Raw genomic sequence first — 12,653 nt, 5'->3', positions numbered from 1 at the left:
GTCGGCATCCGCGACTCACTGCGGTTCACGACATTATCCCCTGCCACGGTATCAATGCTGATGGCGTTGGCCGCCTGGGTATCCAGTACCACCGTGGTGTGCTGCACCGCCACCGCGGTGTTGCCTGCCGTATCCACCCCGGTCACTGTCACTTCTACATTATTACTGCCTTCGGTCAGTACCGACGAGTCCACCGCCACTTCATAGCGCAGCGCCCCGTGTTCATCGGTCACCACCAGGCCGGTAAAGGTCCTGCCGTTCACCGCCACCGCAACGTTATCGCCCGGCTGCGCATCCCCGGTCACCGCCCCGCTGATCAGCGTCGGCATCCGCGATTCACTGCGGTTCACGATATTATCCCCTGCCACGGTATCAATGCTGATGGCGTTGGCCGCCTGGGTATCAAGCACCACGGTGCGGTGCGTCACTGCAGTGGCTTCATTGCCTACCGCGTCATGGCTTACCAGCGTCACCTGCACATCGTTAGCCCCCTCTTTGAGAGTTGCGGAAGGCACAACGATTTCATAGCGTAGCTGGCCATGATCGTCGAAAACCGTGCCGTGAAACGCTTTGCCCTGAATGGTCAACGTAACCGGATCACCCGCTTTCGCATCACCGCTGGCAATGCCAGAAATAATGGTCGGCATACGAGACTCATTAGCGTTGACGACATCATCATTCGCCACCGTTTCAATGGTCACGGCATTTTGCGCATACAGGTCGTTATTGACGTGATGATCCGTGGAAACAATGGTGGTGTTTCCTGCGTCGTCAGTAGAAATTAATGTGGCGTGAATGTTCGGGTCATGCAGTAACCCCTGGGTCAGTACCGGGATGGTATAAGTCAGAGTCCCATTTCCGGGGTCGGTAACAACACCGGTATATTCTTTACCATCAACCAATAAAGTAACGATATCGCCGGGTTTAGTATCGCCGCCGACCGACCCGTGGATCAGGGTTTGCGGTTGACGCGACTCTTCGTAGTTAATGAGGTTATCCGGCGTGACGTTATCAACGGTAATGTCGATGTGTGGTCCGGTAATATCAATCAGCGCATGATCAAAACTTTCTGCCGTTCGTCCCGTCACATCGGTGGCTATTGCCACCACTGTTACATTTCCCGGGACCAGTCCCCCCAGATCGGTATCAATATTCCAGTGCCCGTTGCTCACCGGAACAGTAACGGTGAATGTGTTTTTTTGGCTATCGGTGAAGGTGAGTGTGATGTGATTTTGATTACTGGTGCCGCTTAAATGGGTCTGATGGAATTCGCTTTTGTTAATGAAACCGTCGTTGCCGGCAAACTCGGTAATTTGTACCTCAGGCGGGAAAACACTCGCGGAACCTGCGGTAACTCCCCCTATCGGCAGATTGATATCCCAGTTCGGGCTTCCCAGACCTTTAGTGTTAAAACCTGCTGTCGGATCAACCACCTGCCCGGTCAATTCAAGCTGAACCAGAGTGTGCCCCCCGCCGCCACCTTCTAATGTTGCCGGTGCTTCATTACCCGCCGCGGTGGCTTCCAGCACCTGCGTCGGGTCAGCGCCATCGGCAATGGCCTTTTGTGCGGCGGCAATATCCTGAGCACTACTTTCCGGATGATGGCTAACCTGTAGCCCGTGCTCACCCCAATGGCTATTACGGCCTATATCCAGCGTTTTTCCGTCTGGTAAAGAGATACTTACCGCGCCGCTGGCACCGGTCACAATTTCTTCACCGCTATATACCCTGTCGCCTTCATGAACCAGTCGTTGTGCACCATTGGCATCAACTACGTAAACCTGTCCAATAATTGCTTTGATCACACCGAGTAATTTGCTCACCGTAACCTCACTTAATTACCATCATTATTTTTATAAACTCGTTAATACATTAACGAACAAATATCACATTCAATTAATGTAAACATTAATATCTCAATGTAGAAAAAAACACATTTTATAGAATGCAATTACATGAGACTTGACTGGCAAATGAATATAATAAAAAATAACCAAAAATAAAACACGATGTGACAAAACATGTCGCTGAATAGCTGATTACAGCCATCAATTAAGACAATTCATATTTGTTAATTAATATAACGTGTTTGTAAAAATGGATGATAGCGACGACACCTGGATGTCATAACCGTGAGATATAGGGCATTCATGTCATGAAGAAGTTTTTAGTTTTTCTGCTTTCATGTTTTTCAATAAATGCAGTAAACGCAGAAGACTTACAAAATACCGTTAAAGATGCATTAGCGAATCATCCTGAAGTTAATGCTGCAATAAATAGCCGTTATTCCTCGGAGCAAGATCTGCGTGCGGCACAAGGTGGCTATTTGCCATCACTGAATTTAAATGCCGAGGCCGGGCGCAAAAATGTTGATGATGCAACTACCCGCGCTGCAGGACGCAATAACGGTCTGACTCAATCACCTAACGAGGCGACTATCAGCCTCGAGCAAAATGTGTTTAACGGCTTTGCGACCAACAGCGAAGTGGCGCGACAAAAAGCGACCGTAGACTCACGCGCTTACAGCGTGATGAACACCAGCGAAAGCACCGCTTATGCGGTGATTCAGGCCTATTTCGACGTGCTGCAACGCGAAGAATTTGTGCGCCTTGCTGAAGACGATCTGGCGAACCACGAGCGCATTTATGACCAGATAAAACTGCGTACCGATCAGGGCGTTGGGCGCTCCGGGGATTTTATGCAGGCCGAAGCGCGTCTGGCGCAGGCGCGAAACAACCTGCTGACCGAGCAGACTAACCTTGAAGATGCGAAAACCACCTTTGTCAGCGTGACGGGCATGGATCCGCAGGGCTTAAGCCAGCCAGAGAGCATTGACTCTCAGTTGCCAACCTCGCTGGAAGATGCCAAAAGTCGGATGGAAAAAAATAATCCATTACTGAAGTCTGCCAATGCGGATATCGAAGCTGCGCACCAGCAGTATGAAGCGTCGAAATCAACCTTCTATCCACGTGTGGACGTTGAGCTTTCCCGCGGGATTAGCAACAACACCGATACCACTCGCGCACACACCGAAGAGTGGGAAGCGATGGTAAAACTGCACTACAACCTGTACCAGGGCGGCAGCGACAAAGCCAACATGAACTCCCGCGCTTATCTGCACAAGCAGGCTCAGGATGTACGTAATAACACACTGCGCCAGCTGAATCAGGAGCTGCGCCTGGCCTGGACCGCACTGCAAAACGCACGCGCTCAGATTCCTTCGGCGGAAGAATATGCTGACCGCAGCGTCAAAGTACGCACGGCTTATCAGGATCAATTTAGTCTTGGCGAGCGTACGCTGCTGGATTTACTCGATAGTGAAAATGAAGTGTTCTCCTCTAAACGCCGTCTTGTTGAATTACGTTATCTGGCCATGACCAGTGGCTACCGTATTAGCGAACGCACCGGGGAATTAATGAACATTCTAAAAATCACACCGCCGCCTTCAGGACAACCGGTAGATTCAGCAGAAGAAAATAGCTTACCGGAACTTCATTAATAATTATTAATCCCCAATAAATCTCTGACCTGCACGCTTATTATTAGCTTGCTATTATTTAATAGTGCACGGTCAGAATGGTTGCGAAAATGAGTGCACAAGCCGAATTATTAAATGACGTCCCTGAGAATTACGCTACCCCTAATTCTCAACATCACGACCCACGTAGCCATAATGACGACCCGTTATTAGATAGCTTACTGATTCTGTGTTCTCTGCACGGTAAACCGGCGAGTCGTTCAACATTAAGCAGTGGCCTGCCATTAGAAAACGATCGGCTCACGCTAAATATATTTCCACGCGCAGCGGCAAGGGCCGGTTTAAAGGCGCGAGTCGTCACGCGCACGCTCGATAAAATTCCGGCAATGTCTCTGCCTGCTGTCTTGTTATTGAATGCAGGGGGAACCGGGGTGTTGTTGGCCTGGAACGATGACGGTAGCGCCCGTTTTATGCCCAGCGAAAGCGAAGGTGGGGAAATTTGCGTTGATGCTGCCACGCTTGAGCAAAACTATGCGGGCAAAGTCATTTTTGCGCATCCGCGCCACGAATTCGATTTGCAGGCAGAGGCCTTTTTGCCGCGCACCAAATCCTGGTTTAAAGACACGCTGAAGCTGTCGCGTTTTCTGTATATGGATGCGGTATTGGCCAGTCTGTTAATCAACCTGATTGCGCTCGGCACACCGCTCTTTACCATGAATGTGTATGACCGCGTCGTGCCAAACCAGGCAACGGTCACATTATGGGTGCTGGCAGTCGGCATCTGCCTGGCTTTTGTCTTTGATCTGATTTTAAAAATGCTGCGCGGTATCTGCCTTGATATTGCAGGTAAGAAAAGCGATCTCATCATCTCTTCGACCCTGTTTGAGCGCATTGTCGGTATGGAGATGAAAGAGCGCCCGGCACGCGTGGGCAGCTTTGCACAAAACATTCACGAGTTTCAGTCACTGCGTGATTTCCTCTCATCCCTCACTTTGACGACGATTATCGATTTGCCCTTCACCCTGTTACTGCTGATTGTTATTGGCATTATCGGCGGCGCGCTGGCATGGATCCCGGTACTGACATTACCGATTGCCCTATTGTGCAGTTGGGCACTACAAAAGCCGGTCAACGCTGCTGTGGCAAAAACCATGAGCCTCGCCAGCGAACGTCAGGCGCTACTGATTGAAACCCTGAGCAGTCTGGATGCCATCAAAGTGAATAATGCCCAAAGCGAACGCCAGTTCCAGTGGGAACAAACGCTGGGCAGCCTGAGCCGTCTCGAACTGCGGGTGAAAACCTTGTCCAGCCTGGCCAGCAACCTTACCGGCTGGTTCCAGCAAATTTCAGGCGTGGTGATGATCATCGTCGGGGTGTACATGATTATCGACGGCAAACTGAGTATGGGTGGCTTGATCGCCTGCTACATGCTCAATGGTCGCGCCTTGATGCCGCTGGGTCAGCTCACTGGCCTTATCGCCCGCTATCAGCAGGCGAAGCTGACCATCAAAAATACTGAGAAAATGATGTCGCTGACGCAGGAGCGCCGTGCGGATGAAAACCCGCTCAAGCGTGAACAGTTACAGGGCAGCATTGAATTTCGCGATGTGGATTTCAGCTACCCGGAGCAACAAAACCTGTCGCTGCACAAAATTAACCTGACCATTCAGCCCGGTGAGCGCATCGGCATTATCGGGCGCAGCGGTTCCGGTAAAAGTTCACTGAGTAAACTTATCGTCAATTTATACCAGCCGAGCGCCGGGAACCTGCTGATCGATGGTATCGACTCTCGCCAGCTGGATGTGAACGATCTGCGCCACAGCATCGGCTACGTGCCGCAGGACATCCAGCTATTCAACGGCACGCTGCGCGATAACCTGCTGTGCGGAGCGCGCTATGTCGATGACGAAACGATGCTGCGAGCGGCAGAACTGGCTGGCGTCAACGAATTCGCACGCCTGCATCCCGACGGCTATAACCTGCAGGTCGGCGAACGCGGCTCCCAGCTTTCCGGTGGGCAACGGCAGGCGGTGGCGCTCGCGCGTGCACTGTTGCTTGATCCCCCTCTCCTGCTACTGGATGAACCCACCAGTTCAATGGACAACACCAGCGAAGAGAAGATCAAACACGCGCTGGCCCCCTGTATTGCGGGAAAAACGTTATTACTGGTCACGCACCGCGCTTCCATGCTGTCGCTGGTTGACCGTCTGATTATTGTTGATAAAGGTCGCATCATCGCAGACGGTCCGAAAGGGGTAGTGATGGATGCGTTGAAAAAGGGGCAAATTAATGCGTCTCGCTGATCTCCTGACTCGTGCCCGCAGTCACATGCAGCACTATTTTCGCGGTCGTGATGAAAATCAAACCGACAGTATTAATGAGGTTAGCCAGGCCATAATTGATGATGCCCCAAGAGTGATACGACTGACGTTGTGGGTGATCCTCGCGCTGGTGGTGCTGTCCTTCATCTGGGCTGGTTTTGCAAAAATTGATGAAGTGACACGCGGTGAAGGCAAAGCGATCCCTTCATCAAAACTGCAAAAAATCCAGAACCTGGAAGGGGGAATTGTCACCGAGCTGTACGTGCATGAAGGGCAAATCGTTAACGCCGGAACTCCACTACTGCACCTCGATGACACGCGCTTCGCCTCCAACGTTGGCGAAACTGAAGCCGACAAACTCGGTCTGCGCGCCAAGGTAGAACGCCTGACGGCTGAGGTTGAAAGCCGGGACTTTGTGATTTCACCCGAGATAGCCAGCCAGGCGCCGGATGTCGCCCGGGGAGAAACCGAGCTGTACAACAGCCGTCGGGAACAATTTCACAACGAAATTTCCGGGCTTGAAGAACAGCTGGTACAGAAAAAACAGGAGCTGCGCGACTTTGAGTCAAAGGAGGATCAGTTTAAGCACAGCCTCGGGTTAATCCGTCAGGAAATCAAAATGTCCGAGCCGCTGCTCGCTTCAGGCGCCATTTCAAAAGTCGAACTGCTGCGCCTGCGTCGTACCGAAGTGGAAACCGCCGGGCAGCTCAATTCTATTAGCCTGTCGCTGCCCAAGGCCACGTCAGAAATTAAAGAGATTGAGAATAAAATCGGTGAAAGCCGTGGCCGTTTCCAGAGCGATGCGCTGGCCCAACTCAATGAAGCTCGCACCAATCTGAGTAAAACCCAGGCAAGCGTTAAAGCACTGGAGGATCGGGTGAACCGTACCATGGTCACCTCACCGGTGCGGGGTATCGTCCAGCAGGTGATGGTGAATACTATCGGCGGCGTCATTCAACCGGGCAGCGATCTGGTGGAAATCGTTCCGCTGGATGACAAACTGTTAATCGAAGCCAAAATCCAGCCGCGCGATATCGCCTTCCTCCATCCGGGTCAACATGCGATGGTGAAATTTACCGCTTACGATTACACCATCTATGGCGGTCTGCAAGGCGAAGTAGTGCAGATAAGCCCGGACACCGTTACCGACAAGCAGGGGCGAAGCTTTTATATTGTGCGTTTGCAGACGGACAAAAATTACCTGGGAACAAAAGAGCATCCGATGCTGATCATTCCCGGCATGGTGGCGAGCGTCGATATTCTCACCGGCAAGAAAACGATTCTGAGCTACCTGTTAAAACCGATTATTCGCGCACGCGCGGAAGCACTCAGAGAACGTTGATCGGATGCGCTCCCTTACATTTTTCCGGGGAGCGCATGAATTTATAACGGCGTGCAAAAAGAGAGCTTCCCACGATTCAGGGTGATTTTCCCGTCATTAACCAGCTCCTGTAACACCTTATGGATGGCACTACGTGAAATATGGTTACGGGTCAAAATAAAAGTATACACGGATGTTTTCTCGCGAACCTCTGGCTCCATCGACCAGATATATTTTACGTGTTCAATAATCTGCTCACGAATAGTACGGTGCGACTGCAACGCTTCACGCTGAAAATAACGTTGAAGATGATGCGTTAAGATATCAAACGCCTGCTTCCATAAGTTTTTGGTCGTAAACAGGTGATCGGCATTTTGTACGCTCATCGCCCACATTTCACAATCGGTATCACAACGTAAATAGTGACCAGCCACTTCCGTACGCATTTGTGGCAGGCCGAGAATAGCAGGTGCAGAAATACTCACCGTGACTAAATCGTTTTCCACACGATAAACAGAGACAGTCCCTTTCTCCAGAAATAAGATATGTCCATCGGTCTTCAAATCAATACGCTGACGTTTTTTACGTAATGACAGCCAGGCATTATCCGACTTCTTCATTTCATCGCCAACGAGCACTACAGCATTTTCAATTTCTTTCTGGAACATGGGACTCTCTACCGCAAATTATGGCTTAGTCAAAAAGATGGTTAAATTTACTCGGCACTAAAAATAAATGTCAGCTCGCAAACAAGCTGACATTTATTCCCATCTACATCTACCACCGGCATTCCCTGGTGCCATTGACGCGTTAAGGTTCATGCTGTTTTCGCGTGGTGGTGCCAGGCAGTATATGGCGCTGTCCATAAAGAATTAATGGCAATCATCTTTGTCGACATTTTTTCATCTTTCTGTTCTTTGCAGAGTAGCCAAAAAGATACAATCAATTGATTTTAATGAATTTTATTTTCATTAAAAAGTTTTCATTCTTGTTATATCATGATACCAATTTGCAACACTTCGCGGTTCTCGCTGTGGAATCAGGTCCATGCTGGTGGTCTTTATAGGCTCAGTGGTATCATGACTAACCAACCACCAGACGCATCATCAAGAGTAGAGACAATATGTCTGAGACTGGCAATGTCAGTTATCTGATTGAAAATAGAATAATATTTACGCCAGCCACACAATGTCTGGCGCGGGTAGATCACCCCAATCAGCGGATAAAACTCAAACACTCAGCGTCGCTATGTCTTTTATTACTTATTCAACATCGCGGGCAAGTGGTTTCTCAAAACGAATTGCTGGAATTCGGTTGGGGTAAAAATCACCGCCAGGTGAGTTTCAACGCCTTTTATCAAAGCATTCTCTCGTTGCGTAAAAGCTTACTGCAGCTGGAGCTTGAACAACCGCTGATCACAACGATCCCCCGCAAAGGGCTGATCATTCAAGAAGAGTTTGATATTCAGGTCATTGAAACACCGGAGGAGAACTCTGCTTCTGCTGAAGAATCCTTAGCGCCAGATGCCACCATTGAGGAATTTTTGGCTGACACACCGCGTCAACCTTTGATAACGGCTGCAGAAACAGTAATGTTGGCACTTACCCTGATAATTTGTGTGCTTATATTATATCCGTGGCAAGCCAGCGATGATTATTTTTCCGGCTATATCACTGCGGATAAAGCACCCACTGGCTGTCAGTATTATTTCAATAACGATGCCAGTAATTTCTCCCGGCATACCGCGTTTATCGACAAAAACCCAGGACTGTGTCAGAGCCATAAATTTATCTATATCACGACCTATCCTGAGTCTAAGAAACTGTCCGTACTGGTATGTCGCTCACCGATAAAAGCCAGGCAAGAAAATGCCTGTCAGTCGGTATATTACCCACGGTATGATAGCTAATGAACTTATATCCCCGAACGTCCCGCATCCAGACAGGTATTATCCTGCTGCTTTGTTTTGCTGCGCTTATTCTTACTGTCGTCTATCGGTACAGTAAGAACAATGGCGAGTTACATGATCTCACCTGCCGCTCTGCCATCGAAATTGTACGCAATACAAGCTCGTTCCGAGGGATTATTGATATTAAAACCGGGGGCAGTAAAGGTATTGTGAATATTGATGGTATTATCAAAGATGCCGAAAATAATGAGCAAACCGTGCAACGCATGGTACTTTTTACACAATCCAGCTACGGCTCAAGCCCGGTCTGGATTTCACAGAAAATCCAAATTTCCAATCGAGAAACGGCTCCCGCCAGCCTTATTCAGGAACTCCTCCCCGACTTTTTCCTGACCAACACCAGCGTATCCAACGTCGATTTTTTTGCGCTGAACAGCGCGACATACCTGATTACCAAAGAGGGGATCCCCTATCTGTACTGCCAGAATTATGCTTTGCCGGAAAATGAATAATCAATAAGCGTTCTGGCGGCAAAACCTACGGATGAATCTCAGTCGTTGTCGGTGATAAGATAGACCATTCAGGCCGAGCCAACGCTCGTCGTTACTGCCCTTCAGGCGGCTTTCGAATGACAAATTTGTGGGTTTATGTGAGTTTCCAGGGGCTCACATGAGACTCCCCTGGTACCCAAAAAGATTAAAAAAAGAGCAAAAGCGATATGAAAGAGTCACTTGATACGGACTTCACGAACCACACCCCAATGATGCAGCAATATCTCAAGCTGAAAGCCCAGCATCCGGAGATACTGTTGTTTTACCGCATGGGCGACTTTTACGAACTGTTTTATGACGATGCGAAACGTGCGTCTCAGTTGCTTGATATCTCCCTGACCAAACGCGGCGCGTCTGCGGGCGAGCCAATCCCGATGGCGGGCATTCCTCACCATGCGGTAGAAAACTACCTCGCCAAGCTGGTCAACCAGGGTGAGTCCGTCGCTATTTGTGAGCAGATTGGTGATCCGGCGACCAGCAAAGGTCCGGTCGAGCGCAAAGTGGTGCGTATCGTCACGCCAGGCACCATCAGTGATGAAGCGCTGTTACAGGAACGCCAGGACAACCTGCTGGCCGCTATCTGGCAGGACAGTAAAGGTTATGGTTACGCCACGCTGGATATCAGCTCCGGGCGTTTTCGTGTTAGCGAACCCGCCGACCACGAGACCATGGCCGCAGAATTGCAGCGCACCAATCCAGCTGAACTGCTGTATGCCGAAGATTTCGCTGAAACTTCACTGATTGAGGGACGTCGAGGATTACGTCGTCGTCCACTATGGGAATTTGAAATCGATACCGCTCGCCAGCAGCTAAACCTGCAGTTTGGCACACGGGATCTGATTGGCTTTGGCGTGGAAAACGCCCCGCGTGGATTATGCGCGGCAGGCTGCCTGCTGCAATACGTAAAAGATACCCAGCGTACCTCGCTGCCGCATATTCGTTCCATCACCATGGAACGTCAGCAGGACAGCATCATTATGGATGCCGCCACGCGCCGCAATCTGGAAATTACCCAGAACCTGGCGGGCGGTGTTGAAAACACGCTGGCTTCAGTACTCGACTGCACCGTGACGCCGATGGGCAGCCGTATGCTCAAACGCTGGCTGCATATGCCGGTCCGCGACACCAAAGTCCTCACTGAGCGTCAACAGACCATCGGCGCGCTACAGGATTCCACCGGTGAATTGCAACCCGTGCTGCGTCAGGTCGGCGATCTGGAACGTATCCTTGCTCGTCTGGCCCTGCGTACCGCGCGCCCGCGCGATCTGGCCCGTATGCGTCATGCCTTCCAGCAATTACCAGAACTGCGCGCACAACTGGAAAGCATAGACAGTGCCCCCGTGCAGATGCTGCGCGAGAAAATGGGTGAGTTTGCTGACCTGCGTGAACTGCTGGAACGTGCCGTAGTGGAAGCTCCACCTGTGCTGGTTCGCGACGGTGGCGTCATCGCCCCCGGCTATAACGAAGAACTGGACGAGTGGCGAGCGCTGGCTGATGGCGCAACTGACTATCTGGACAGACTGGAAATTCGTGAGCGCGAGCGCACCGGTCTGGATACGCTGAAAGTTGGGTTTAACGCCGTCCATGGCTACTACATTCAGATCAGTCGCGGGCAAAGTCATCTGGCGCCGATTAACTATGTGCGTCGCCAGACGCTGAAAAATGCCGAACGCTACATTATTCCGGAGCTGAAAGAGTACGAAGACAAAGTTCTGACATCAAAAGGCAAAGCGCTGGCGCTGGAAAAACAGCTGTACGATGAGCTGTTCGACATGCTGCTGCCGCACCTGGCTGATTTGCAACAAAGCGCCAGCGCGCTGGCAGAACTGGACGTACTGGTCAACCTCGCAGAACGCGCTTATACCCTGAATTACACCTGTCCGACCTTCACCGACAAGCCTGGTATTCGTATTGCCGAGGGACGTCATCCGGTGGTTGAACAGGTGCTGACCGAGCCGTTTATCGCCAACCCACTTAACCTCTCGCCTCAGCGACGGATGCTGATCATCACCGGCCCGAACATGGGGGGTAAAAGTACCTATATGCGCCAGACTGCGTTAATTGCGCTGCTGGCCTACATCGGCAGCTACGTTCCGGCGCAGAAAGTAGAGATTGGGCCTATCGACCGCATCTTTACCCGCGTGGGCGCGGCAGATGATCTGGCATCCGGCCGTTCCACCTTCATGGTAGAAATGACCGAAACCGCCAACATTCTGCATAACGCCACCGAGAACAGCCTGGTGCTGATGGATGAGATTGGACGCGGCACCTCCACCTACGACGGCCTGTCGCTGGCGTGGGCGTGTGCGGAAAATCTGGCCAATAAAATCAAAGCATTAACGTTGTTTGCCACCCACTACTTCGAACTGACTCAGTTACCGGAGAAAATGGAAGGCGTCGCAAATGTGCATCTTGATGCGTTAGAGCACGGCGATACCATCGCCTTCATGCACAGCGTACAAGATGGTGCGGCGAGCAAGAGCTATGGTCTGGCGGTAGCTGCCCTGGCAGGTGTACCAAAAGAGGTTATCAAACGCGCGCGGCAAAAACTGCGCGAACTGGAAAGCATCGCGCCGAATGTTGCTGCGACCCAGGTCGACGGCACACAGATGTCGCTCCTGACAGCTCCGGAAGAAACGTCGCCCGCTGTTGAAGCACTGGAAAATCTCGACCCGGATTCGCTAACGCCTCGCCAGGCGCTGGAGTGGATCTACCGGTTGAAGAGTCTGGTGTAACGCCGTAATGCCCGATGGCGCTACGCTTATCGGGCCTGCAAAATATCGCTGTATTTAGGCCGGGTAAGGCGAAGCCGCACCCGGCGTGTTGATTAGCGCTTATCTTCTGCCAGCAGCGGTGGAATACTCGGCACCATCGGTGCGTCATCAATATCCTTCTGCGTCATGCGAAACGCTTGCGGGTAGTGCTCGCGGCAGGTACGGCGTAGAGGCTCAGTATCACGCCAGGTGTATAGACAATGCTGGCACTGATATACCGTCCAGACATCTTTTACCGGCGAGTTTGCCATCACTTCAATATGTTCATCGGCACAACGTGGACAAATCATCTGCTACTC

9 protein-coding genes are annotated in these 12,653 nt (G+C 51.0%); 6 read left to right on the top strand and 3 right to left on the bottom strand.

Annotated features, from left to right (window positions below):
* Positions 1-1,823, bottom strand: a 1,823-nt coding sequence (locus OGY33_RS06145; protein WP_286571288.1) for a retention module-containing protein, incomplete at its 3' end; no start/stop codon positions are given.
* Positions 1,824-2,155: 332 nt separating this feature from the next.
* On the opposite strand from OGY33_RS06145, the gene OGY33_RS06140 reads away from it, so the two are divergent.
* From OGY33_RS06140 to OGY33_RS06130, 3 genes are all read left to right on the top strand, one after another.
* Complete coding sequence (locus OGY33_RS06140; protein WP_048215663.1) at positions 2,156-3,499, top strand: TolC family outer membrane protein; 1,344 nt, start codon at positions 2,156-2,158, stop codon at positions 3,497-3,499.
* Between the two features lie 89 nt (positions 3,500-3,588).
* Complete coding sequence (locus OGY33_RS06135; protein ID WP_048215662.1) at positions 3,589-5,781, top strand: type I secretion system permease/ATPase; 2,193 nt, start codon at positions 3,589-3,591, stop codon at positions 5,779-5,781.
* Complete coding sequence (locus OGY33_RS06130) at positions 5,768-7,141, top strand: HlyD family type I secretion periplasmic adaptor subunit (RefSeq protein ID WP_053069286.1); 1,374 nt, start codon at positions 5,768-5,770, stop codon at positions 7,139-7,141. The genes OGY33_RS06135 and OGY33_RS06130 overlap by 14 nt, the downstream gene beginning before the upstream one ends.
* Positions 7,142-7,182: 41 nt before the next feature.
* Here the strand turns inward: OGY33_RS06130 and OGY33_RS06125 are convergent, their stop codons facing one another.
* Positions 7,183-7,788 (bottom strand): helix-turn-helix domain-containing protein, encoded by a 606-nt coding sequence (locus OGY33_RS06125; RefSeq protein ID WP_048215661.1) that lies wholly within the window; start codon positions 7,786-7,788, stop codon positions 7,183-7,185.
* Positions 7,789-8,243: 455 nt separating this feature from the next.
* Between OGY33_RS06125 and OGY33_RS06120 the strand changes: the two genes are divergently transcribed.
* The 3 genes from OGY33_RS06120 to mutS all read left to right on the top strand — a co-directional run bounded on the left by OGY33_RS06120 (position 8,244) and on the right by mutS (position 12,315).
* Positions 8,244-9,029 carry a winged helix-turn-helix domain-containing protein gene (locus OGY33_RS06120; protein ID WP_128612549.1) on the top strand — a complete coding sequence of 262 codons (786 nt, stop codon included), beginning with the start codon at positions 8,244-8,246 and terminating at the stop codon, positions 9,027-9,029.
* The gene (locus OGY33_RS06115; protein WP_003825820.1) at positions 9,029-9,541 is read left to right on the top strand and encodes a YqeJ family protein; all 513 of its coding nucleotides are present in this window, start codon (positions 9,029-9,031) and stop codon (positions 9,539-9,541) included. The genes OGY33_RS06120 and OGY33_RS06115 overlap by 1 nt, the downstream gene beginning before the upstream one ends.
* 206 nt (positions 9,542-9,747) lie before the next feature.
* Complete coding sequence (mutS, locus tag OGY33_RS06110) at positions 9,748-12,315, top strand: DNA mismatch repair protein MutS (protein WP_191238172.1); 2,568 nt, start codon at positions 9,748-9,750, stop codon at positions 12,313-12,315.
* 92 nt (positions 12,316-12,407) lie between these two features.
* Here mutS and OGY33_RS06105 read toward each other — a convergent pair whose 3' ends face one another.
* Positions 12,408-12,644 carry a non-oxidative hydroxyarylic acid decarboxylases subunit D gene (locus OGY33_RS06105; RefSeq protein WP_126956672.1) on the bottom strand — a complete coding sequence of 79 codons (237 nt, stop codon included), beginning with the start codon at positions 12,642-12,644 and terminating at the stop codon, positions 12,408-12,410.
* Positions 12,645-12,653: the final 9 nt, after the last annotated feature.

This window comes from Citrobacter sp. Cpo032 (assembly GCF_030332975.1).
GTDB classification, from domain to species: Bacteria; Pseudomonadota; Gammaproteobacteria; order Enterobacterales; family Enterobacteriaceae; genus Citrobacter; species Citrobacter portucalensis.
Note: the sequence above shows the minus strand (reverse complement) of the source record. Positions and strands in the feature narration are given on the sequence as shown.

What these genes read in the sequence shown, in the direction of transcription:
- OGY33_RS06140 (WP_048215663.1), top strand. Translation starts at nt 2,156, where the DNA reads ATGAAGAAGTTTTTAGTTTTTCTGCTTTCATGTTTTTCAATAAATGCA.
- OGY33_RS06135 (WP_048215662.1), top strand. Translation starts at nt 3,589, where the DNA reads ATGAGTGCACAAGCCGAATTATTAAATGACGTCCCTGAGAATTACGCT.
- OGY33_RS06130 (WP_053069286.1), top strand. Translation starts at nt 5,768, where the DNA reads ATGCGTCTCGCTGATCTCCTGACTCGTGCCCGCAGTCACATGCAGCAC.
- OGY33_RS06125 (WP_048215661.1), bottom strand. Translation starts at nt 7,788, where the DNA reads ATGTTCCAGAAAGAAATTGAAAATGCTGTAGTGCTCGTTGGCGATGAA.
- OGY33_RS06120 (WP_128612549.1), top strand. Translation starts at nt 8,244, where the DNA reads ATGTCTGAGACTGGCAATGTCAGTTATCTGATTGAAAATAGAATAATA.
- OGY33_RS06115 (WP_003825820.1), top strand. Translation starts at nt 9,029, where the DNA reads ATGAACTTATATCCCCGAACGTCCCGCATCCAGACAGGTATTATCCTG.
- mutS (WP_191238172.1), top strand. Translation starts at nt 9,748, where the DNA reads ATGAAAGAGTCACTTGATACGGACTTCACGAACCACACCCCAATGATG.
- OGY33_RS06105 (WP_126956672.1), bottom strand. Translation starts at nt 12,644, where the DNA reads ATGATTTGTCCACGTTGTGCCGATGAACATATTGAAGTGATGGCAAAC.